This is a genomic window from Microbacterium sp. (assembly GCF_029263575.1).
Taxonomy (GTDB): domain Bacteria; phylum Actinomycetota; class Actinomycetes; order Actinomycetales; family Microbacteriaceae; genus Microbacterium.
This window is the reverse complement of record NZ_JAJUFV010000011.1, coordinates 13272-34491: the sequence shown is the minus strand read 5'-3', so window position 1 is coordinate 34491 and position 21220 is coordinate 13272. Positions and strand designations below refer to the sequence as shown.

20 protein-coding genes and 1 tRNA gene are annotated in these 21220 nt (G+C 66.1%); 12 read left to right on the top strand and 9 right to left on the bottom strand.

Features of this window, described 5'->3' with window-relative positions; translation table 11 throughout:
• The 3 genes from Q1J95_RS02395 to Q1J95_RS02385 all read right to left on the bottom strand — a co-directional run.
• A partial coding sequence (locus Q1J95_RS02395; protein WP_300265672.1) for an ABC transporter permease occupies window positions 1–495 on the bottom strand: 495 nt, incomplete at its 3' end.
• A 1-nt stretch (window position 496) separates the two neighbouring features.
• Window positions 497–2080, bottom strand: coding sequence for an ABC transporter substrate-binding protein (locus Q1J95_RS02390; protein WP_300265671.1), 1584 nt, complete (start codon window positions 2078–2080; stop codon window positions 497–499).
• A gap of 50 nt (window positions 2081–2130) precedes the next feature.
• Window positions 2131–3516 (bottom strand): serine hydrolase, encoded by a 1386-nt coding sequence (locus Q1J95_RS02385; RefSeq protein WP_300265670.1) that lies wholly within the window; start codon window positions 3514–3516, stop codon window positions 2131–2133.
• Between the two features lie 200 nt (window positions 3517–3716).
• Between Q1J95_RS02385 and Q1J95_RS02380 the strand changes: the two genes are divergently transcribed.
• From Q1J95_RS02380 to Q1J95_RS02360, 5 genes are all read left to right on the top strand, one after another.
• Entirely contained in the window at window positions 3717–4628 is a 912-nt protein-coding gene (locus Q1J95_RS02380; RefSeq protein ID WP_300265669.1) for a CPBP family intramembrane glutamic endopeptidase, read from the top strand.
• 9 nt (window positions 4629–4637) lie between these two features.
• Entirely contained in the window at window positions 4638–5897 is a 1260-nt protein-coding gene (locus Q1J95_RS02375; RefSeq protein WP_300265668.1) for a histidine kinase, read from the top strand.
• Window positions 5894–6571: a response regulator transcription factor gene (locus Q1J95_RS02370; protein WP_300265667.1), complete on the top strand. Its 678-nt coding sequence runs from the start codon at window positions 5894–5896 to the stop codon at window positions 6569–6571. Before Q1J95_RS02375 ends, Q1J95_RS02370 begins: the two co-directional genes overlap by 4 nt.
• Window positions 6572–6660: 89 nt before the next feature.
• The gene (locus Q1J95_RS02365; protein WP_300265666.1) at window positions 6661–7434 is read left to right on the top strand and encodes an ABC transporter ATP-binding protein; all 774 of its coding nucleotides are present in this window, start codon (window positions 6661–6663) and stop codon (window positions 7432–7434) included.
• Window positions 7431–9314: an ABC transporter permease gene (locus tag Q1J95_RS02360; protein ID WP_300265665.1), complete on the top strand. Its 1884-nt coding sequence runs from the start codon at window positions 7431–7433 to the stop codon at window positions 9312–9314. The genes Q1J95_RS02365 and Q1J95_RS02360 overlap by 4 nt, the downstream gene beginning before the upstream one ends.
• A 14-nt stretch (window positions 9315–9328) precedes the next feature.
• Here Q1J95_RS02360 and Q1J95_RS02355 read toward each other — a convergent pair whose 3' ends face one another.
• The 3 genes from Q1J95_RS02355 to Q1J95_RS02345 form a co-directional block, all read right to left on the bottom strand.
• Window positions 9329–10237, bottom strand: a complete 909-nt coding sequence (locus Q1J95_RS02355; protein WP_300265674.1) for a pseudouridine synthase — start codon at window positions 10235–10237, stop codon at window positions 9329–9331.
• Between the two features lie 19 nt (window positions 10238–10256).
• Window positions 10257–10751, bottom strand: coding sequence for a MarR family transcriptional regulator (locus Q1J95_RS02350; RefSeq protein ID WP_300265664.1), 495 nt, complete (start codon window positions 10749–10751; stop codon window positions 10257–10259).
• Window positions 10752–10850: 99 nt separating this feature from the next.
• A complete protein-coding gene (locus tag Q1J95_RS02345; protein ID WP_300265663.1) occupies window positions 10851–12092 on the bottom strand; it encodes an HNH endonuclease signature motif containing protein in 1242 nt (413 codons plus the stop codon).
• Between the two features lie 304 nt (window positions 12093–12396).
• Between Q1J95_RS02345 and Q1J95_RS02340 the strand changes: the two genes are divergently transcribed.
• Window positions 12397–12645, top strand: a complete 249-nt coding sequence (locus Q1J95_RS02340; RefSeq protein WP_300265662.1) for a hypothetical protein — start codon at window positions 12397–12399, stop codon at window positions 12643–12645.
• A 44-nt stretch (window positions 12646–12689) separates the two neighbouring features.
• On the opposite strand, the gene Q1J95_RS02335 is transcribed toward Q1J95_RS02340, so the two are convergent.
• Window positions 12690–13343, bottom strand: coding sequence for a GNAT family N-acetyltransferase (locus Q1J95_RS02335; RefSeq protein WP_300265661.1), 654 nt, complete (start codon window positions 13341–13343; stop codon window positions 12690–12692).
• Between the two features lie 87 nt (window positions 13344–13430).
• On the opposite strand from Q1J95_RS02335, the gene Q1J95_RS02330 reads away from it, so the two are divergent.
• From Q1J95_RS02330 to Q1J95_RS02305, 6 genes are all read left to right on the top strand, one after another.
• A tRNA-Gln gene (locus tag Q1J95_RS02330) sits at window positions 13431–13502 on the top strand.
• A gap of 1 nt (window position 13503) precedes the next feature.
• The gene (gene glmU / locus Q1J95_RS02325) at window positions 13504–14934 is read left to right on the top strand and encodes a bifunctional UDP-N-acetylglucosamine diphosphorylase/glucosamine-1-phosphate N-acetyltransferase GlmU (protein ID WP_300265660.1); all 1431 of its coding nucleotides are present in this window, start codon (window positions 13504–13506) and stop codon (window positions 14932–14934) included.
• A gap of 8 nt (window positions 14935–14942) precedes the next feature.
• Complete coding sequence (locus Q1J95_RS02320; protein WP_300265659.1) at window positions 14943–15977, top strand: ribose-phosphate diphosphokinase; 1035 nt, start codon at window positions 14943–14945, stop codon at window positions 15975–15977.
• 65 nt (window positions 15978–16042) lie between these two features.
• Window positions 16043–16468 carry a hypothetical protein gene (locus Q1J95_RS02315; RefSeq protein ID WP_300265658.1) on the top strand — a complete coding sequence of 142 codons (426 nt, stop codon included), beginning with the start codon at window positions 16043–16045 and terminating at the stop codon, window positions 16466–16468.
• Between the two features lie 5 nt (window positions 16469–16473).
• A complete protein-coding gene (locus tag Q1J95_RS02310; RefSeq protein ID WP_300265657.1) occupies window positions 16474–17340 on the top strand; it encodes an FAD:protein FMN transferase in 867 nt (288 codons plus the stop codon).
• Window positions 17341–17358: 18 nt separating this feature from the next.
• Window positions 17359–18930: an FAD-dependent oxidoreductase gene (locus Q1J95_RS02305; RefSeq protein ID WP_300265673.1), complete on the top strand. Its 1572-nt coding sequence runs from the start codon at window positions 17359–17361 to the stop codon at window positions 18928–18930.
• Window positions 18931–18950: 20 nt separating this feature from the next.
• Here the strand turns inward: Q1J95_RS02305 and Q1J95_RS02300 are convergent, their stop codons facing one another.
• Together Q1J95_RS02300 and Q1J95_RS02295 are read right to left on the bottom strand one after the other, a co-directional pair.
• Window positions 18951–20441: an ATP-binding protein gene (locus Q1J95_RS02300; RefSeq protein ID WP_300265656.1), complete on the bottom strand. Its 1491-nt coding sequence runs from the start codon at window positions 20439–20441 to the stop codon at window positions 18951–18953.
• A complete protein-coding gene (locus tag Q1J95_RS02295; RefSeq protein WP_300265655.1) occupies window positions 20438–21166 on the bottom strand; it encodes a response regulator transcription factor in 729 nt (242 codons plus the stop codon). Before Q1J95_RS02295 ends, Q1J95_RS02300 begins: the two co-directional genes overlap by 4 nt.
• Between the last annotated feature and the right edge of the window lie 54 nt (window positions 21167–21220).

The window sequence follows — 21220 nt, the reverse complement described above, 5'->3', positions numbered from 1 at the left end:
GATGGAACCCAGCAGCACACTCGACGAGCTGAAACCCAGCTCAAGTCCGCGTGCTCGGCCGCGCTGGGTGGCGATCGCCACGCCGACGCCGAGGGGAATGGCGACGACGACGGCCAAGAGGAAGGCGAGCCCGGCCAGTGCGGCGGTGGCCGGCAGCCGCTGGGCGATGATGTCTGCCACCGGAAGCTGCGATCCGATCGACACCCCGAGATCGCCCGTCAGCAGACCGCGCAGGAAGTTCAGGTACTGCTCCCAGATCGGGTCGTTGAGGCCGAGCGCTTCGCGACGGGCCGCGACGATCTCGGCGGAGGCCGTGGGCCCCAGAGCTGTGCGCACCGGGTCGCCGGGGACGAGATGGATCATCAGGAAGGATGCCGTCACCAGCACCCACAGCGAGACGATCAGCCGCCAGGTTCGGCGGAGGATGAAACGTGGCCAGCGATGATCGCTGATGCGCGTGGCATCCTCCGCCAGTCTGGTTGTCACCGTGGTCATATCAGCCCATCATGCGGATGCTGGTGGGGGCGATCTGTCCGGTCCAGCTGAACTCGGCATCGCTGGAGAACATGTACACGGTGTCCTCGGCGAAGGGCACCAGATGAGCCTCCTCGATGAGGGTCGACTCTGCCTCCTGCCAGACGGGGCAGCCTTCCACACCCGGAAGCTGCATCGCCTCGGCGACGCCGGCATCGTACTCGTCGTTCTGGATACCCGAGAAGTTCATGCCCTCGGGGGGCGTGGCACCGCTGAGGAATCCGATGAGCTGGTCGGGGCTGTTCACGCTCACCGGTACCCAGCTGATGTCCCAGGCGCCGGTGTTGAAGATCGCGTCCAGGATCGACGGTTCGTCCTGCTCTCTGCCGTCGACCTCGACGCCGATGCTCTCCCAGGCCTCGATCGCGAGCTCGGCGCCGGCGGATCCAGCCGCCCCGAGGCCGTTCTGGTACAGGAACACGATGCTGAGGCGTGTGCCGTCCTTCTCGCGCACACCGTCGGAGCCGAGCACCCAGCCCGCCTCATCGAGAGTCGCGGCGGCGGCGTCGACGTCGTAGCTCGGGATCACACCCGAGATCGAGTCGAACGTGCACCCACGCGGAGCGACGGTTGCCAGAGCAGTGGCCGGGCCGCCGTTGCCCGCGGTGATGACATTGGCCAGCTCGTCGAGGTCAACCGCTTGCGTCAGTGCCATGCGCACGGCCGGATCACTGGTGGGGTGACCGTCGGCATGGTTGTACCACTGCTCGCCGACGACGGCACTCGTTTCGAGCGCGTCCAGATCAGCGCCCAAGGCGCGTTCGGCGTCGGGGCCGAGCAGCTGAGCGGCGTTCGCCTCGCCTGAGAGCATGAGGTTCGTCGCCGTTGTTCCGTCGGCGACGATGCGAACGTTCACGACAGCGGGGATACCGGCTTCATCGACCGTCGCTCCATCGGGACCCCAGGCGTACTCTTCGCGCACCTCAAAGGTGTAGTGATCGTTCGGTACGGCCTCGGTCAGCACGTATGGGCCCGTGCCGTTGGATGCATCGGCGAGGAATGAGCGGTCGTTGAGGCCGGCGTCGCACACCATGGGAAGGTTGGCGAGCCCCAGCAGCAGGAACGGCGCCGGCGTGCTGAGGGTCAGGGTGATCGTGTCGCCCTCGGCGACCGTGGATACGCCCGCGGGGAAGAACGCCCCGAGAAAGGCGCTCTGGTTGGCGGGATCCGATATCCAGTTCAGGTTGTCGGCTGCCGTCTGCGCGGTGAATTCCGTGCCGTCGCTGCAGACGATTCCGTCTTTGATCGTCAGCGTCGCTTCGAGCGGCTCGAGCGTCCACTCCGACGCCAACTGGCTCAGCGGCTGGCCGTCTTCATCGACGCCCACCAGTGTGTCGTAAGCGAAGATGCTCACGTCGAACAGGGCGCTGCCCGCCGACATCTGCGGGTCGAGATTGCCGGGGTCGGCATTCAGGATCTGGGTGAACGTTCCGCCTTCGACGACATCGCTGGGTGTGTCACCGCCGCCGGATGAACAGCCGACGAGAGCGAGTGCAAGGACGGTCACAGCTGTCACGGCTGCTGTCGCCGCGCGTTTCGGTGTCATTTCGATTCCTCCTGGGCAATGAATATTCGGGACTTACCGCAGTGTGCAGGTCAGCTCGTGCGCGCGATCGCGCGGCCGAACTGGATGAAGGAGTGCCGACCATCGGCGTCGGGGGAGAGGAACGTGTAGACGATGTGCATGCCGCTCTTCTTCTCACGCAGGATCAGGGCGTCGTCGCCGAAAGCCACGAGCTCATCGCGGGAGGGCTGCTCACCCATCTCGAGGAGGAGGCCCTTCGGACGCTGGTCGAGCCAGACGCGCCCGACGTCGTCCTGCGACACCTCCAGATCGAAGATCGAGTTCGAATACGTGCCGATGTATGAGGTGGCGTCGATGGCCGCGGGTTCGGTGGGCGGCTCCGGCGTGTGCGGCAGGCCCTGCCCGGTGAGCTCACGCAGCAGCGGGTCGACGATGTCGTGCAGGAGCCCTGACCCATCTCCGCCGTTGGTGAGCAGAACGACGGCGACCTGTGCGTCGTGGGCGATGCGCAGAAAGGACGCCTGTCCGACCGTGTTGCCGTCGTGACCGTAGAGCCTGACGTCGTCGTCGCGATCGATCTCCCAGCCCAGACCCCACGCGGTGCCGAGGCCGGTGATGACGGGCAGATGAACGCTCGCGGCGCGCATCGCCCGTGCTGACGACTCCGCGAGCACGGTCGTGCCGTCGGGTGCCTTGCCCTCCGACAGGTGCATGCGGGCGAAACCAGCGAGATCGCGCGCTGTCATGGCGAGCATCGATCCGGCCGGCTCATTCGAGCGCGCCATCGCCCAGATCGGTGCCGCGGTCAAGGCGCCGTCTTCTCCTGCCTCCAGATGGCCGACGGCGGCACGGTGCAGGATGGCCTCGTACGGGCTCGGCGAGACGCGCTCCAAGCCGAGGGGCGCCGCGATCCGCTCGACCAGTGCCTGTTCCCAGGTCGTCTCACGCAGGCGTTCGACGAGGAGGCCGAGCAGAATGTATCCGGCGTTGTTGTACGAGAACATCTCACCCGGAGCCGACGTCTGCGGCATATCGGCCAGCAGTTCGACGAACTTCGCGATGGCGTCGTCGCCGCGACCGGTGTCGGTGAAGATATCACCTTCAAAACCCGCCCGATGCGTGAGCAGGTGCCGCACGGTGATGGAGGCTGTGGCGGAATCGTCGCCGAGTCGGAACTCGGGCAGGTATGTCCGGACCGGCTCATCGAGGTCGACGAGACCGTCGTCGACGAGCTGCATCACGAGGGTGGCCGTCCAGACCTTCGTGATCGATCCGATCTGGAACACCGACTCGGGCGTCGATTCAACCGCGGTCGCGGTGCTGAGCACCCCGACGGCATGATCGATGATCTCGCCGTCGATGACAACCGCGACCGCGGCGCCGGGAACCCCGCGCTCGGTGGCCCGACGCGCGAGTTCGGTCTGCAGGAATTCAGCAACTTCTTCGTGGCTTTCCATGGCCTCACTTTAGGCAGAACCGCTCCCGCCGGGGTTTGTCGATCTCAACAGGGAATGGCCGCCTTGTTGGTCTGATCGAACAGCTTGCACCTTTCGATGGAGGATCCGAGTTTCGTCCTCCGCGCTCTCGTCGCGCGGCTCGACCGTTTCTAGCGTCGAAGAGCGGGACATACCCGTCCGGTTGATGAAAGGACCTCACAATGACCACTCGGACGATCCGTGGCGCGATAGCGCGGCATCCGCTCATCAGTTTCTTCGCTCTCGCCAATGCCTTGAGCTGGCTAGCGTGGATGCCGTACATCCTCTCCAATAGCGGGCTGGGCCTGTGGGACTACGACTTTCCTGCGCTGTTGGGCACCACACAGCTCGTCGGAGTGCTGCCCGGGGCGTATCTCGGGCCGATCACATCCGCCCTCCTGGTCACCGCGATCGTCGACGGTCGGGCGGGACTGCGCCGCTGGGGTGCGCGGCTGTGGCGTTGGCGCGTCAACTGGCGCTGGTACGCGCTGGCGCTGCTGGGCATGCCGCTGGCGATCATCGTGGGAGGTTTTGTGTTCTCCGGCGGCACCGTGCAGGCGCCCCCGGTCGAGGCGCTCGTGCTCTTCGTGCCCGCGCTGATGCTGCAGATGGTCACGACCGGGCTGGCAGAAGAGCCCGGCTGGCGTGACTTCGCGCTGCCGCGCCTGCAGGCTCGCTTCAGTCCTCTCGCGGCGAGCTTCGTGCTGGGGCCGCTGTGGGCGCTGTGGCACATGCCCCTGTTCCTCACCGAGTGGGGCGGCTTCCCGAACTCGACTCTGCTGCACGTGGCATCCTTCATCGGGTTCTGCATCGCGTTCAACATCGTGATGTCATGGGTGTTCAATCGCACCAACCAGAGCCTGCCCATCTCGATGCTGCTGCACGTCGGCGTCAACAACACCGTCTCGGTGCTCGTGCCGGTGATGTTCCCGACCATGACGACCGAGCTGAACAGCCTCATGTTGCTGGTCATCGCCTCGATCATGGCTGCCGCCATCGTCATCGCGACCCGGGGTCGGCTGGGCGTGCCTCTCGCTCGGGAGGTCGCGCAGAATCCGCCGGTGTCGACCGAGGCCGCGCCGGTCAGGCAATAGACTCCGCACATGCCCGTCGTCGAAACCCTCCGCGCGCCCCGTGCGACAGACGTTCTCGTCGCCGCGCTGGGCGCTGCGGTGGGCATCGGTCTGCTGTTTCTCTTTCCCGATCTGGTGACCGAGTTGCCGGATGCCGTGCCTGCCGTCCCCGGTGTTCCGGCCGTCGGAGCAGCACCATGGTGGGCGGCGGTCGGCTGCCTTCTGGCGCAGGGCGTGTTCCTGGTGTGGGCACGTCATGCGCGTAAGACGGCGGTGCTGGGAGTGTCGGCGGCGGCCGGATTGTTCGCGGCGACCCTTCCGGGCACTGTGCTCGATGTGACCGCCCCCGCGATCATTCTCGTAGTCTTCTGTGCGTTCTTGGCGACCCCGTCACGCGGCCTGTGGTGGGCTTTCGCTGTGGCCGGGCTGCTGAATCTGGCCGGAAACTTTATCAACGCGTTCGGCGCCGAGGGCGCCGATCCCCTTGCCGCATTCGGTGAGTCCTTCGTGCAGGTGGGTGGGCTGTTCGGGATTCCGCTGTTGCTGGCCGTCGTGCTTCGCGCGCGGCGAGAATCGCGCGATGCACAGCGACGCGAGCTGCGTGCCCTCACCCGTGAACGCGATGCGCTCGTCGACGCGAAGGTGGCGCGCGAGCGAGCGGCGATGGCGCGTGAGCTGCACGATATCGCCGCGCACCACATGTCGGGGATCGCGCTGATGGCGTCGGCCGTCGAGCGGCAGGTGTCGACAGATCCGGATGCCGCGCGGGCGTCGGCAACGGCGATCAGAGCCGAGAGCACAGCGGTGCTGCAGAATCTGCGACGCGTGGTCGGGCTGCTGAGAGAAGACGAAACGGGGGAGCGTTCTGTCGAGAGTTTCGCCACCGTCCCGGAGCTCGTCCAATCAGCCAACCTCGGACGCGCGAGTGAGGTGCGGCTCTCGATTCTGCGCGCAGATGACGGTCGCGCCCTCGGCGATGGCGTCGGTCCGCTCGCGCAGCTTGCGGCATTTCGCGCCATCCAGGAGGCACTCGCCAACGCCGCAATGCACGCGCCCGGGGCCGACTGCGTCGTTGAGATCGATGACACGCAGGGAACGGATGTGCGTGTCCTTGTGCGCAACGCTCCGCCGGTCCAACCGAACCCTCCGCGTGCGTCCGGTGCCGGCGGCTTCGGGCTGGTGGGTATGCGTGAGCGCGCCGAACTCGTCGGTGCCGACCTGAGTTACGGGCGCACTCACGCCGGTGGTTGGGAAGTGCACCTCGTCATCCCGCGGGAAGGAACCTCATGATCCGCGTGCTGATTGCAGACGACCAGGCACTTGTACGAGCGGGACTGGCGGCGCTGCTCGGCAGCGAAGATGACATCGAGGTCGTCGCGGTGGCGGAGAACGGCACTGAAGCTCTCGCACTTGCGCGCGAACATGTGCCGGATGTCGCCTGTCTTGACATTCGTATGCCCGGGCGAGACGGCATCGAAGTGGCGCGTGAGCTCAGTGCGCGTGGCGAGGGCGACGAGATCCCCGTGCTCATCCTCACGACTTTCGATCTTGACGACTATGTCTTCAGTGCGCTCGAGGCCGGGGCTTCGGGGTTCCTGCTCAAAGACGCCGAACCGGACGTGATCGTTGCGGCTGTCCGCCAGGTCGCGGCGGGGCAGGGCACGATCGATCAGACACTCACCCGACGCATCCTGCGCGAGTTCGTACAGCGGCGACAGCTGCAACCGGTCACAGCTCGGCGCGCAGACGACCTCCTGACGACACGTGAACGCGAGATCCTCCTGCTGCTCGCACAGGGCATGTCGAACGACGAGATCGCCGCGAGCCTGGTCGTCGAGGTATCGACTGTGAAATCTCATCTGGCCCGGATGCTGCCGAAGATCGGTGTCCGCTCCCGGCTGCAGGCTGTCGTTTGGGCGTATCAGAATCGCATCGTGGCCGTGCCGGACGACGCCTCGTCCTGATCGCGCGGGACTGCGTCGAAAGATGCAAACTTCCGAGTGCATCCGCTGATGGCTGGGAGCGGGGACTGGCCGTTCGTAGCGTCGAAGACATGAACTCAACTGTCCGTGAATCCCACCCGTCCATGATGCGTGCTGCCAATGCGGTGCGCTTCGAACAGGTCAGCAGGCTGTATCCGAACGGCCCCGATTTCGCAGCGGCGCTGGACGCTGTGACCCTGGAGATCGCGCCCGGATCGTTTACCGCGATCATGGGGCCGTCCGGCTCTGGCAAGTCCAGCTTGCTCAATGTCGCCGCGGGGCTCGACAGCCCCACCCACGGGCGCGTGGTCGTCGGTGACGTCGAGCTGGCCGGAATGTCTGTCGACGACCTCACTCGCTTTCGCCGCACGCAGGTCGGCTTCGTCTTCCAGGCGTACAACCTTCTCGGTCACCTCACCGTGGCCGAGAACATCCGGTTGCCGCTCGTCCTGGCCGGACGCCAGGCGGATCCGGAGTGGCAGCGCTGGCTGATCGAAGCTGTCGGCCTGGCCGGTCTGGAAGACCGGTTGCCGTCGGCTCTGTCGGGCGGACAGGCGCAGCGGGTGGCGATCGCACGAGCGCTCATCGCCCGGCCGACGGTCGTCTTCGCCGACGAACCGACCGGGGCGCTGGACGCACACACGGGCGATCAGGTGCTGGAGATCCTGCGCTCGACGGCGTCGCAGCTCGGGCAGACGCTCGTGATGGTCACGCATGATGCGCGCGCCGCGGCAGCGGCTGAACGCGTGCTCTTCCTGCGCGACGGCCGTCTGCACGGTCAGATCATCGATCCGAGTGTCGCCGGTATCTCGGCGCGGATGCTGGAGCTGGGGGCACGAGCATGATGGGCGCGGCCATCCGATCGGCGCTGCTGGTCAACCGGGCGAGCCTCGTGGGGGCCTTCGTCGTCGTCTCCATCGCGACCGCGCTGCTCACGGCGACCGGAGCATGGCTGCAGGCCGGCTGGACGGCGGCCGAGCTCGCAAGTTCCTCGATGCTTTCGGCGCTGGCCTCATCGTTTGCCGGAACGACGCTGATCATCGCCGTGTTCATCGTCGCATCCACTGTCTCTACGGCGCTACGCGGTCGACGGCGTGAGTTTGCGCTACTGCGCGCGGTCGGTGCCACCGTGGCGCAGGTGCGCCAGCAGATCAGCGCAGAGGTGCTTGTCGTCGTGTTGGCGGCCGCCCCCGTCGGCGCTGTGGCGGGCAGCGTGCTCGCGCCGTCGCTGACGCCGCTGCTTGCTGCGAATGGCATCGTGCCCGCTGATTTCGCGTTGCCGTTCTCGCCGCTGTCGATCATCGTCACCGTGGCGGTGCTGATCCCGACCGCGCTGATCGCCGGCCGTCTCGCCGCGCGTGAGAGCGCGCGGCTGAGCCCGACCGCCGCGGTTCAGCAGAGCAGCCATGAACCCGCGACCATCTCGCGTGGCCGGCGCATCGCGGCTGCGGCGACCGCGGCGGCCGGCCTGATCGTCGCGGTGACGCCGTTGTTCACCGAGGGAATCCTCGGTGCGGCCTCCGGGGCGAGCAGCGTGTTCTTGATGATCGTGGCGACCGCGCTGGCTGGGCCGATCCTCGTCAGCGCGGTCTCGACGCGGGCGGCGACGGCGACAGCCTCGAACTCGTCTTCCGCGCTCGTGCTGGCAGCGGCTAACGCGCGGGGATTCTCGCGTCGTTATGCGGCGGTGATCGTTCCACTTGCGCTGCTGTTGTCGTTGGGCGCCGTGCAATCCGGCGTCGGCGTCGCCTCCGCCGCGGCGACGGGTGCGCAACTCGAGCAGGCACTGGGTGCTGATCTCGTTGTCGTGGGCGACGGCGGAATGGCACCGGATGCCGAGGCAATCGCCGAGCGCAGCGGCGTTGTCGCGGTGGCCCAGACATCGACTGTCGCCGCGTCAGTGCGGGTCGACGAGCCTGACGAAGACGTTCCATTCCTTACGGAGATCGGTTGGGAACCGACCGCGATTCGCACCGTGACGCCCGTGGATTCCGCCCTGTTCGATCCGGGGGTGACGGCGGGATCGCTCGACGCGCTGCAGGACGAGGGCACGATCGCCGTCAGCAGTGATGCGATCGTGTTCACCGGCAAAGGCATCGGTGACAGTGTGGATGTTCGGCTCGGCGGCGGTGACGAGACCGCGGCGAGAATCGTCGCGATCTACGACAACGCGCTCGGCGTCGGCAACTACCTGATGGCGCACGATCCCGATCACGTCACTGCTTCATCGACCGTGGTGCTGGTGCAAACAGCATCCGACAGCGCCGACGCAGTACGTGCAGCGCTCGAATCCGACGGTGTCGTGGTTCTGAGCCTGACAGAGTATGTTGACGCCGCCCAGGCAGGGAGCGGCGATCAGCAGCAGCTGTCGAACATTCTACTCTTCGCCCTTCTCGCGTTCATCGCTGTTGCCGCGCTGCAGGCGCTGGCGACCTCGATCTCCGAGCGTCGAGCCGAATTCGAGCTGCTGCGTCGCAGCGGAGCGACGCGTGCCCAGCTGACAGCGATGATCGCGGTGGAAGCGGTGTTCGTCGGAGCCGGTGCGCTCACGCTGGGTGTGCTTGCGGCCCTGCCTGCGCTGGTCGGGTTCGGCATCGGGATGCTGGGCAACCCCTTCGCGGCCTTCGATCCGCTGCTTCTGGGCGCGCTCGCGGTGGTGGTTTCCGTACTGCCCGTGGTGACCATGGTCGTCGTGGGCCGGCGCAGTATGGCGCGGCGGTCGTAAACGGTGCCGCGTGATCAGGGGGCGTACTGCAGGGTGCGTCGTGTGACGAACTCGCGATCTATGCCGGTGAGCGGGTCGGTGAAGCGCAGCTCGCGGGCGAGCAGTTGCAGGGGACGGTCGTGATCGTCGGGCTTCTCGTCGGTCAGCACGGGATAGAAGCTGTCGTGCAGGATGCCGATTCCCACCGAGGCAAGGTGCACCCGCAGCTGGTGCATCTTGCCCGTGTGCGGCGTCAGGCGTGTATGGATTACCCGATCGTCGGCGTCGATCAGTTCGATGAGGGTCTCGGAGTTGGGCTCGCGCTCGGGGTCGACCTGGACGCAGACCTGACCGCGAAGCTTTTCGATGTGCGTGCGTACCGTCAACGGCAGCGGATCGTCCCAGTCTTCGGGGCGTGCGGACACAGCTTCGTAGACCTTCTCGATCGCGCGGCGTTGGAACATGTGCTGGTAGGCGCCACGCGTCTCGGGGCGCGCCGAGAACATCAGCAAGCCCGCGGTGGCGCGATCGAGGCGGTGGATGGGGGCGAGGTCGGCGTTGTCGAGAAGCCGTCGAAGTCGCACGAGCGCCGAGTTCTGCACGTACTTTCCGGCGGGGCTCGTCGGCAGAAAATGTGGTTTGTCGATCACGACGAGATCGTCATCCTGATGCAGGATCTCGGAGTCGAACGGGATCTCGAGCTCGACCGGAGGGTCGCGGTAGTACCAGATGAACTCGGTGGCATCGAGGGGCGTGTGGCGGGTCAGGGCCGTGCCGTCGTACGCGACGATCTCGCCCCGGTCGAAACGTTCGAGGAGCCACTGGGCGTCGAGGTGGAAGAACCGCTCGATCATATAGGCGCTGACGGTCGGCCAGGGCCCGGTGCGTGGCAGGTGCAGGCGTGTGGCGCCGACGCCGTCGCGGACGGGCAGGGGAGAGCGCATAGCCATCAGGAATCAGCCATCAGGAGTCGTAGCTCAGGCTGAGCTTGCGCAGCAGCGCGGCCATGCGGTCGCGGTCGGGGCGCGAGAGCGCCTGAAGCAGCTCGGCTTCCACATCGACGAGTCGGGTGATCGCGGCGTCGACGCGGATCTGGCCCTCGTCTGTCAGCGTCACCAGGACGCTGCGTCCGTCGGCCGGGTCGGGGCCGCGGTGCACAAAGCGCCGCGCGACGAGGCGGTCGATCCTGTTGGTCATGGTGCCGCTGGAGACGAGTGTCTGCTGAAGGAGCTGCTTCGGGGAGAGCTGGAACGGCGCGCCTGCTCGGCGAAGAGCGGAGAGGACGTCCCACTCCCACGATTCGATGTCGCTGCGCCGGAACACCTCGCGCCGGGCCCGGTCGAGATGTTTCGAGAGGCGGTCCATGCGCGAGAGAACTTCGAGCGGCGAGAAGTCGAGGTCGGGGCGCTGGGTGTTCCATGCGCCGACGATCCGATCGACTTCATCTGCCTCGCTCATCGTTCCATTATCGAGCAGAGCGCGGCGCTCCTTGGACAAGCTCTACACGACGAGTGACAAGCTTTACGCGACGAGCGCGCTCTATACGAACATCACGCTCTACACGAACATCACGCGCAGTTCCGGGCTGTCGATGTACTTGCGCCCGAGCGGGCTCCGCCAGATCAGTGTTCCTTCCGGCTGTTGCCGGACGGTCCATCGATGTCGTGCGTCGACATCAGGATGTTTGAGTGGATGATGACTCGAACAGAAGCAAGCGAGGTTGTTCAGCGCCGTAGCCCCGCCCAGAGCACGATCGTGGTTGTGGTCGATTTCGCACCGAGAGGGTTTCGCCCGGCATCCGGGGAACCGGCAATGCTGATCTCGGGCCCGCAGATAGCGCTTCATCCTGCTGGAGGGGACGTAGGTGTCGACGTTGGTAACCATGCCGCTCGGGTCGAGAAAGAGCCGGGTGAAGCTCGGTGCGTTCCCCGCCAGGCTGCGGACGAGGTCGGGGTGGATCGGACCAACGCCGTCGAGTTCGGCCATCAGATCATCGTGACCGGCGAGCGTGCTGGCCGCGATCGTGACCTGCACTGTCGGGCGGAATGCTTCCATATCGGTTCCCACGGCCGACGACGGCACAGCGGTCAGCAGCAGGTCGCAGAAGAGGTCGGCGCGTCGCTGGTCCATCGTGCGGTCGTCATCCATCGCGGCGGCCATCGCCGTCAGCCGATCGAAGATAGCGAAGGCCAGCAGTTCAGGAATAGCGCTGAGCATCTGCGCCATGCCATCGTCGGTGGGACGCACACGAACCTCTCGCTCCTTCCGCCCTTCGCGATGAGCTTCTTCCTGCGTCACCGGCTGCAGCGTTGCGGCTACCGCCCGCGCATGTGCCCGTGTGCGCGGGGGAGTCGTGCCGCAGGCGTACGGCACGACATCGCGCTCGTAGGCGGCCCGCAGTGTCGCTCCGCCATCGTCGGCGTCGTCGATGTTGCGCGGTGCGGCCTCCAGGATCACCTCGGCGTGACGACGGCTGATTCGCCCCTCACTCAGCGCGCGAAGCGTCTCGGGGTACTCGTTCGCGAGTGCGATGCCGACGCCGAACTGGTGGCTCATCGATCGCGACGAAACGTGGCCGGCCGCCGAAAACTCTGCAATCGCCGATCGCTCCGCCATGGAGCTGTAGGCGACAGTCGGCCCTGTCTCGTATGCGAGCAGCGCAGCACGCTCGGCGAGCACCGTCGCGCGGCGTGCCTCAAGCGCGGCGATCTGCGCCCCGAGATCGACCCATTCATCGAGCGGGGCGGCACGACGCTCATCGGCGATAACCGGATCCGTCCGTTCTGCTGTGATGGGCATAGTGCTATTATCGAACAAAACTTCGAAAGCCGCAAGGGCAGATTTATATATTCTCGAATATTTATGAGCATCCGATAGGGGCTAGTGTCAGTCGATGCTCCTCACCCAGACCGCCGTGTAACGCCAGAACATGCCCCGGCGAACCTTCATCCCTGGCAACACCTCGCGGGCGACCCTCGCGATCTGATCGAACGATTCTGTCGGCTCCGCAGTAGCCGCAGTCATGCTCTCCGAGATATCTTTCGCGCGTCGCGGGTGGCGGATCAACCCGACTGCTCGCGGGGTCCTCCAATAAGCTGACGCGATGGCTGCCGCTTCCGACGAGATCACTTCTTCGCTGGTTCGCTCGCTTGTGTCGGAGCAGTTCCCTCAGTGGTCGACGTTGCCGATCCGCCCCGTGGAAGATCAGGGGTGGGACAACCGCACCTTCCGGGCTGCCTGGGCGCTGTGGAAGGCCCTCATCAGTTCCCCCGAAGAGATGCTCGCCAAATACGGGCGCTCGCGTGATGCCGTGCTGAGCGACGTGGCCGACCTGATGACGAATCTCGCGTAGCCGCGCTCGGTCTGCGAGCGGTTCTGCTCGATGGCCGAGCAGGGTTAGCGCACCGGTATCCTCAACTGTGCGAGCACGGGCGCTGCTCCTCGTGTCGAGATCGCCCAATCCGGTCGTACGAAAGCCGTCTTCTCCAGGCGCACACGCTGCTCGTCGACCGGCTCGCCAGAGCGCGGGGCGACACGAGTCACACCGTTCAGCTCATAGCCCAGTTTCCTCGACACGCCCAGGGATGCCTGGTTCCAGCTCTTCGCGCCTGATTCCGCCCACTCGGCGCCCAGCTCATCGAAGGCGAACATCAACACCGCCGCACGCATCTCGGTGCCCAGGCCCTGACCGTGAACGGATGCGGTCAACCACGAGCCGGTGTTCACGGTCCGACGGGCTGGGAAGTCTCGCGCTGAAACGTCTTGGGCCCCCACGATGCGGCCATCGAAGTGGACGGCAAACGAGATGGTCCAGTCGGCGGCGCTCACCTTGCCTCGTCGACTCCACTGGAACTCGGCGAGGTTGCGTGGCAGATCCGCAGGATCGGCATCGGTCCACGGCGGGTCGAAAGGCATCCGATCAGGCTCGTGCACGCCAGCCAAGGCAGCCTGCGCGAGCCCGGGCAGGTCTTCGTCCCTGACGGGGCGCAAGACAATGCGCGGCGCGGCGATCTCGAGCCCGAACAGCGGCCAGATGCTCTCCAATTTCATATGAGGACACTACTCCGGCGTCCACCGGTCAGTGACCTCTCCCTCGGGCATGGCAGAATTGATCCGTGGCTGTATGGTCGGCCACGGTCCGCCGTAGTGTAATGGCAGCACGACAGCCTTTGGAGCTGTTAAGTCCAGGTTCGAGTCCTGGCGGCGGAGCATGACCGAGAACAAGCTGGCGATCATCGTTCTTGCCGCTGGCCAGGGCACGCGCATGAAATCGCGACTGCCGAAGGTGCTGCATCCGATCAGCGGACGCCCGCTTGTCGGGCACGTTCTCACCGCGGCATCCCGTCTGGGTGCCGAGCACATCGAAGTCGTCGTGCGGCACGACCGTGACCGGGTCGTCGATGTGCTTGCGAAGCAGTACCCCGACGCGACGATCGTCGATCAGGATGACGTGCCCGGCACGGGGCGCGCCGTCGAGGTCGCGATCGATGCGATCCCCGATTTCGACGGCGACGTGCTCGTTCTCTCGGGAGACTGCCCGCTGGCGGATGCTGAGACGCTCGCGACATTCATCGCCGAGCACCGCGCAGCCGACGCTGCGGCAACCCTGATGACGGCGGTCGTCGACGAACCGGCCGGGTACGGCCGCGTGATTCGCGATGCTGAGGGCGACGTCGACCGCATCGTCGAGCAGAAGGATGCCACGGCAGACGAAGCCGCGGTTGCCGAGATCAATGCCGGCATGTATGTGTTCCGTGCGTCTGCGCTGCGCGAGCACCTGCCGACAATCGGGGTCGACAACGCGCAGGGCGAAAAGTATCTCACTGACGTCCCCGCGTTGCTGCGCCGGGCTGGTCAGAAGGTCGCGGCATCCGTCGTCAAGGATGTCACGGTGACGTTCGGCGTCAATGATCGTGCCCAACTGGCTGAGGTGGGCAGGCTGCTCAACGCGCGCATCGTGCGTCGCTGGCAGCTTGAGGGCGTGACGATCATCGATCCGGCGACGACCTGGATCGATGACGACGCCAAGCTGGCGCCCGATGTCACGCTCTTTCCCAACACCTACATCGCGGGAGCGACCGTGGTCGCTGCCGGCGCGCAGATCGGTCCCGACACCTCGCTCGTTGACTGCGAGGTCGGCGAAGACGCGGTCATCCGCCGCACCGACGCGACCCTCGCCGTGATCGGAACAAAGACGAACGTCGGACCGTTCGCCTACATCCGCCCGGGCACCGTCCTCGCCGACGGTGGCAAGATCGGCACGTTCGTCGAGACGAAGAACTCGCAGATCGGCGCGGGCAGCAAGGTGCCGCACCTGTCGTACATCGGCGACACCACGATCGGCGAGAGGGCCAACATCGGCGCCGGAGCCATCACGGCTAACTACGATGACCTCGTCAAGCACCGCACCGAGATCGGTGACGAGGTTCACACCGGGTCGCACAACGTGTTCGTGGCGCCGGTTAGAATCGGAGACGGAGCGAAGACCGGAGCGGGAGCGGTGGTCAGAAAAGACATCCCCGCTGGTGCCCTGGCCTTGAGCGTCGCCCCTCAGCGAAATGTTGAGGGGTGGGTCGAGAAGAACCGGGCCGGAACCGGCGCCGCAGAGGCGGCGTCCCGGGCCGGCAGAGCCACAGAGTAAGGCAGGTCATGGGGCGCAAGAAGAAGACGACTGAGTTGGATCGTGAAAACGGCGTAGCCCCGGGGATCATCGCCAAGACGAAGAAGCGACTCGTCGTCGCGGGCGGCCGCTCGCACCCCGAGCTGACCGCCGCCGTCGCAGCGGGCCTCGGCACCGAGATCGCCCCGACCGAGCACCGCACCTTCGCCTCCGGTGAGATCTACTCGCGCTTCGAGGTATCGATCCGCGGCTGTGACCTCTTCTTGGTTCAGACCTTCGGCGAGCCCGTCAACGAATGGCTGATAGAGACGCTCATCATGATCGATGCCGCCAAGCGCGCATCGGCCAAGCGCATCACCGTCGTCGCTCCCTACTACCCGTACTCGCGCCAAGACAAGAAGGGCCGCGGTCGTGAGCCGATCAGCGCCCGTCTGGTCGCGGACCTGCTCAAGACCGCTGGCGCCGACCCCGACATGAGCGTCGATCTGCACGCCGCGCAGATCCAGGGCTTCTTCGATGGTCCGGTCGATCATCTGTTCGCCAAGCCCGTGCTGCTGGACTACTTCGAGCGCACGCTGAGCGCTGCCGATCGCGAGATCTTGACGGTCGTTTCCCCAGACATGGGGCGTGTGCGCGTCGCCGACACCTGGTCAGATAGCCTCGGCGCACCGCTGGCGATCATCCACAAGCGCCGTGACCCGAAGGTCGCCAACCAGGTCTCGGTGCACGAGATCGTCGGCGCGGTGGAGGGTCGCACCTGTCTGCTCGTCGACGACATGATCGACACGGGCGGGACCATCGTGAAAGCGGCGCAGGCGCTCAAAGCGAACGGCGCACACCGCGTCATCGTCGCGGCGACGCATGCGATCTTCAGCGACCCGGCCAACGAGCGGCTGCAAGACGAGGCGATCGACGAAGTCGTCGTCACTGACACGATCCCGTTGACCGAGTCGCGCCGTTGGGATGGGCTCACGATCCTTCCTATCGCGCCACTGCTGGCCCGAGCGATCCGTGAGGTCTTCGAAGACGGCTCCGTCACCAGCATGTTCGGCGGCGACGCGTAGGCGTACGGCTCGACGCCGGGTAGTGATCTCAGCGTCCGCATAGGGGCCCGTTCTACTCTCGCAGCATGATCAGCAGCGCGACCGCTTCGTCTCCTGTCCGCAAAGGGGCCGCGCTTGCGGGCCTCGCCGGCGCTCTTGTGCTGGCAGGGTGTTCTGGAGCCGCCGACGCTGAAGGCGACACTGCTGCGGTCGATGGGTACAACGACGGCACGTACACGGCCGATGGCTCGTACCAGACGCCCGAGACCGTCGAGCAGATTTCGGTGACCGTCACGCTCGAAGCCGGTGTCGTGAGCGAGGTCACTGTCGAGGGTGACCCGCAGGCGCCGGAGACCGAACAGTACCAGGGTGCTTTCATCAGCGGCATTGCCGAGGAGGTCGTCGGTGTCGCCATCGATGATCTCGATGTGAGCCGTGTCGCCGGTTCGTCGCTGACCAGCGGCGGATTCAACGCCGCGGTCGAAGACATCAAATCGCAGGCGGCGAAGTAGTCGCGATGGCGCTGTGGCCCTTCGACGCGATCGGCACACGCTGGGAGATCGAGACAGCACGGCCCCTCGACACGCACACGCGTGCGCGAATCGGCGACGTGATCGACGATTTCGACCGCACCTGGTCACGCTTCCGTGCCGATTCGGACGTGTCGCGCCTGGCGCGATCGGGCGGGACGCTTCGCTCCACGGATGCTGCGCCGATGCTCGCCGCGTATCGAGAGGTCGACGCAGCCACCGACGGTGCGGTCAATCCGCTGGTGGGGGAGAGCCTCACCGCACTCGGCTACGACGCCGACTATTCCTTCGTCGTCGGTGCCGCGCGGCCCGCTCCTCGTGACTGGGCCGAGGTCGCAACCTGGACGGATGAACAGCTGACACTGACATCCCCGGCGATGATCGATGTCGGAGCGCTCGGCAAAGGGCGACTGGTCGATCTGGTGCTCGCAGAGCTGGGTGCTGTCGCCGCAGACGTGACGGTCGACGCCGGTGGCGATATCGCCGTGCGTGGCGGGGAGGCGCGCATCGCGCTGGAGCATCCGTTCGACCCGAGCCGAGCGATCGGCGTGGCGACTGTCGTGGATCAGGCGCTGTGCGCCTCTGCGATCAACCGACGCGTGTGGGGCGACGGCATCCATCACGTGCTCGATGCGCGCACGGGCGCCCCGGTGAGGACGTGGGCGGCGACGTGGGCGCTTGCGCCCACGGCCATGTTGGCGGATGCCGCGGCCACCGCGCTGTTCTTCGACGGTGGCGTCGAGCTCGCACACCGCTGGGGCGTCGAATGGGTGCGGATGAGCACTGACGGGCGCGCGCAGCGATCGGAAAACTGTCCGTTCGAGCTGTTCACGGCCCCGGCCTCTCGCGGATAGGGAAGAGTTGTCTCTGTGATGTTCTCGTTCGCCGCCATGCGCTCGCGCGTGCTCGCTGTTCTCGGCACGATCTCGATGTACCGGCTGGTGCTCTTCTCGCTCGTGGCGTTGGCGCTGATCGCCCTCATCCTGTCGATGTTCGGCGTCATCGTCTCGCCGTCGCCGCTCGAGATCCTCGCGTCGTTCGCCGTGCTGGCCGTGGTCATCTCCCTGGTCGACGCCGGTGTTCAGCGCCTGCTGCATCTGCCCTGGCGTGTGGAATCGTCTCTCGTCACCGCGCTGATCCTGCTGTTCGTGATGCGACCGGGGTTGGCTCCTGCTGCGCTGGCCGGGCTCGCGCTCGCGGGCGCCCTGGCAAGCATCTCGAAGTACCTCATCGTCTGGCGCGGTCGGCACATTGTGAACCCGGCCGCCTTCGGTGCAGCCATTGTATCGGTCGTCGGATCCTTCGGTGCTTTCGAGCGGCTCGGCACCTCGTCATCGTGGTGGATCGGCACAGGATCGATGGCGATTCCCGTCGCGGTGCTCGGGCTCATCGTGCTGTGGCGCACGGAGAAGGTGCGCGTCGTGCTGGTGTTCGTGCTGATCGCGATCGGAACGGCCGTCGTCCGCCAGGCGGTTCAAGCCCAGCAGTTCGAGATCGCCTTCGATGTGACGGCGGCGATCTCGTTTGCCGTGCTGCAGACGCCGTTCCTCTTCCTTGGCGCCTTCATGGTGTCCGAGCCTCTGACGAGCCCGCCACGACGCTGGCAGCAGTTCTCTGTCGCCGCGCTGGTCGGCGTGCTGGCCGGCTGGCCGATCATGGTCGGTGGGCTGTTCACGCTTGGCCAGGAGCGCGCACTGCTGATCGGCAACCTGCTGGCCTTCGCCTTTGCTGTGCGGGGCTCAGTGCGACTGACGCTCGAGAAGCGAGAGTTCATCACTCCGACGGCGCAGGAGCTCACCTTCCGGGCGCGAGGAAAGCTCTCGTTCCTGCCCGGACAGTACCTCGAACTCGACGTTCCGCACCATCGGCCGGACGCACGAGGCACACGCCGCGAGTTCAGCATCGTGTCTGCTCCGGCTGATCTTCCGACGCTGCGGATCGCCTATAAGAACGGTGATCAGAAACATCCCTCCAGCTACAAGCGTGCGCTCGCGGCTGCCGAGCCCGGTGCGGTGCTGGCTGTCACGGGTACCTGGGGAGACTTCGTGTTACCGCGCGGTGACGCCCCGGTGCTCATGGTCGCAGCGGGCATCGGCGTCACACCGTTCGTCTCGCAGCTGCGCCAGCTTCGTGCCGAAGGCTCCCAGCGCGATGTCGTGCTGATCTACGTGGCTGCAGAGGCATCAGAGCTCGCGTTCCGCGACGAACTGGAGGAGACGGGCGTTCCGACGGTCGTGTTCACGCGGGATGCACCGGCGGATCTCGCGGAGCATTGGCGGTGGGCTGAGGGCCTGCGCCTGGATGCCCGGGTCCTTGAGAGCGCTGTCGCCGACCTCGCTTCCCGCCATGCGTTCATCTCGGGGCCACCGCGACTGATCGCTGACCTCGCGCCAGCCCTGCACAAGGCGCGCTCACTCACGACCGACGCCTTCGCCGGGTACTGAGCGTCAGCGCACGGCAGCGCTTACCCAGCCGCTTGGGTCGCCTGTTCGGGGGCCGGCCACAACGGAAGCCGTACGGTGAAGGTGGTGCTGCCGGGTTCGCTCTCCACGTCTATGGATCCGCTGTGGCCCTCCACGATCGCCTTGACGATGGCGAGGCCGAGCCCGGTTCCGCCGGTTTGACGTGCGCGCGAGCTGTCACCGCGCGCGAAGCGCGCGAAGAGCTCATCGCGCACATCGGGTTCGATCCCGGGGCCGTTGTCATGCACACGGATGACGGCGCAGTCGCCTTCGCGCCTGACGCTCAAGGTGATCTCGGTACCAGCGGGCGTGTGGGTGCGGGCGTTGGCGAGCAGATTCGCGACGACCTGGTGCAGGCGGCCGGCGTCTCCGAGCACGATGGTGGGCTCTTCCGACACATCGACACTCCAGCGGTACTCGGGTGCCGTCGGTCGCGCATCGGCGAGTCCTTCCAACGCCAACTGGGTCAGATCGACCGAACCGTGCACGAGCTCTTGGCCCTCATCGAGTCGGGCGAGCAGCAGCAGATCCTCGACCAGCCGAGTCATCCGCAATGATTGGGCCTGGATTCGCTCCAATGCGGTCTGCGCGGTATCAGGAAGCTCCTGGTCGCGCAGCGACAGCTCGGAGTATCCGCGAATCGAAGCCAGCGGCGTGCGCAGCTCATGGCTGGCATCGGCGACGAAGCGACGCATCCGCTCTTCATTGCTCTGACGTGCGGCCAGAGAGTTGTTGACGTGATCGAGCAGCTTGTTCAGCGACGCACCGACGAGCCCGGTCTCGGTGCGCGGGTCGGCTTCTGCCGCTGGCACGCGCTCGGTGATGCTCACCTCGCCACGATCCAGTGGCTGATTCGCGACCCGCATGGCTGTTCCTGCGACCGCGCGCAGCGGACGCAGACTCACGCTGATCGTGACCGCGGTGGTGAGCGCGAGGAGGATGAGCCCTCCGAGCGTGGTGAGCGTGATCACGGTGAGCAGCTGAGCCATCGTGCTCTGCACTTCGTCGCGGGGGAGACCGGTGACCGTGACGAAGTCTTCGCTCTTGTGGACGAGGACGGTGAAGGATCCGACGCCCGGCAGACTGACGACCGCGTGGTTGGACGTCTCGACAGCGTCGCGCAGGATGCGCAATTGCTCGTGGGTGAGATCGGTCGTGCCTCGGGGGGTTGCGACGACCCCACTGGTTCCCTCAGGCACAGAGACGGCTAGCAGGAGACCAGAGACTTGGAAACGCTCGCCGGCGAGTGCGGTGCGCGCGGTGACGGGCTCGCCGGTCGCCGGTGATCTGAGCTGTTGTTGCGCAACGAGGTAGCTGGTGCGCTCGGCGTTCGCTTTGACCTGATCGTTCAGGCGTCCTTCCAGCGATGTGCCGAGAGTTGCGCTGGTGATGACGGCAACGATGATGAGGATGAGCGACACGAAACCGATGACGGCGGCCATGAGCCGCGTCTGAAGGGTCAGCGGGTGGTGCTTCATCCCCGCCTGTGTCATTGCGGGGCCTTGATCATGTATCCGACACCGCGCACGGTGTGCAGCAGGGGAGTGCGACCGGCATCGAGCTTCTTACGCAGATACGAGATGTAGAGCTCGACGACCGAGGACTTTCCGCCGAAGTCGTAACTCCAGACGCGATCGAGGATCTGTGCCTTCGAGAGCACACGCCGCTCGTTGCGCATGAGATAGCGCAGCAGCTCGAACTCGGTCGCGGTGAGTTCGATCTCGGTCCCGTCGCGCTCGACCTCGTGGCTGTCTTCGTTGAGCGTGAGGTCTCCCACACGGAGAATCGACTGGCCCTCGTCCGTTGCGGCGAGGCCGGTCCGCCGGATGACGGCGCGAAGGCGGGCGATGACCTCTTCCAGGCTGAAGGGCTTCGTCACGTAGTCGTCGCCGCCCGCGGTGAGGCCGGCGATGCGGTCGCCGACGCCGTCTTTGGCAGTGAGGAACAGCACCGGCACGAGGTTTCCGGACTCTCGCAGCCGCTTCAGCACGCTCATCCCGTCAAGATCGGGCATCATGATGTCGAGGACGAGCGCGTCCGGCTCGAACTCGTGCGCGACCTGAAGCGCTTCCAGGCCCGATGACGCGGTGCGCACCTCCCAGCCCTCCATGCGCAGCGCCATCGCCAGCAGATCGGTGAGCATCTGCTCGTCGTCCACCGCGAGGATGCGCAGGGGCGAGCCGTCGGGGCGATGCAGTTCTGGCTGGTCGTGGGTCATGCGTCCATTGTGATCAATCTCCTATGGAGTTTCTATGGAGGTCACTATGCACGA

Excerpts from the sequence above, each read along its gene's own strand:
- Q1J95_RS02390 (WP_300265671.1), bottom strand. The coding sequence starts at position 2,080 with ATGACACCGAAACGCGCGGCGACAGCAGCCGTGACAGCTGTGACCGTC.
- Q1J95_RS02380 (WP_300265669.1), top strand. The coding sequence starts at position 3,717 with ATGACCACTCGGACGATCCGTGGCGCGATAGCGCGGCATCCGCTCATC.
- Q1J95_RS02305 (WP_300265673.1), top strand. The coding sequence starts at position 17,359 with ATGTTCTCGTTCGCCGCCATGCGCTCGCGCGTGCTCGCTGTTCTCGGC.
- Q1J95_RS02360 (WP_300265665.1), top strand. The coding sequence starts at position 7,431 with ATGATGGGCGCGGCCATCCGATCGGCGCTGCTGGTCAACCGGGCGAGC.
- Q1J95_RS02310 (WP_300265657.1), top strand. The coding sequence starts at position 16,474 with ATGGCGCTGTGGCCCTTCGACGCGATCGGCACACGCTGGGAGATCGAG.
- Q1J95_RS02365 (WP_300265666.1), top strand. The coding sequence starts at position 6,661 with ATGAACTCAACTGTCCGTGAATCCCACCCGTCCATGATGCGTGCTGCC.
- Q1J95_RS02295 (WP_300265655.1), bottom strand. The coding sequence starts at position 21,166 with ATGACCCACGACCAGCCAGAACTGCATCGCCCCGACGGCTCGCCCCTG.
- Q1J95_RS02355 (WP_300265674.1), bottom strand. The coding sequence starts at position 10,237 with ATGCGCTCTCCCCTGCCCGTCCGCGACGGCGTCGGCGCCACACGCCTG.
- Q1J95_RS02370 (WP_300265667.1), top strand. The coding sequence starts at position 5,894 with ATGATCCGCGTGCTGATTGCAGACGACCAGGCACTTGTACGAGCGGGA.
- Q1J95_RS02385 (WP_300265670.1), bottom strand. The coding sequence starts at position 3,516 with ATGGAAAGCCACGAAGAAGTTGCTGAATTCCTGCAGACCGAACTCGCG.
- glmU (WP_300265660.1), top strand. The coding sequence starts at position 13,504 with ATGACCGAGAACAAGCTGGCGATCATCGTTCTTGCCGCTGGCCAGGGC.
- Q1J95_RS02345 (WP_300265663.1), bottom strand. The coding sequence starts at position 12,092 with ATGCCCATCACAGCAGAACGGACGGATCCGGTTATCGCCGATGAGCGT.
- Q1J95_RS02315 (WP_300265658.1), top strand. The coding sequence starts at position 16,043 with ATGATCAGCAGCGCGACCGCTTCGTCTCCTGTCCGCAAAGGGGCCGCG.
- Q1J95_RS02335 (WP_300265661.1), bottom strand. The coding sequence starts at position 13,343 with ATGAAATTGGAGAGCATCTGGCCGCTGTTCGGGCTCGAGATCGCCGCG.
- Q1J95_RS02300 (WP_300265656.1), bottom strand. The coding sequence starts at position 20,441 with ATGACACAGGCGGGGATGAAGCACCACCCGCTGACCCTTCAGACGCGG.
- Q1J95_RS02340 (WP_300265662.1), top strand. The coding sequence starts at position 12,397 with ATGGCTGCCGCTTCCGACGAGATCACTTCTTCGCTGGTTCGCTCGCTT.
- Q1J95_RS02320 (WP_300265659.1), top strand. The coding sequence starts at position 14,943 with ATGGGGCGCAAGAAGAAGACGACTGAGTTGGATCGTGAAAACGGCGTA.
- Q1J95_RS02375 (WP_300265668.1), top strand. The coding sequence starts at position 4,638 with ATGCCCGTCGTCGAAACCCTCCGCGCGCCCCGTGCGACAGACGTTCTC.
- Q1J95_RS02350 (WP_300265664.1), bottom strand. The coding sequence starts at position 10,751 with ATGAGCGAGGCAGATGAAGTCGATCGGATCGTCGGCGCATGGAACACC.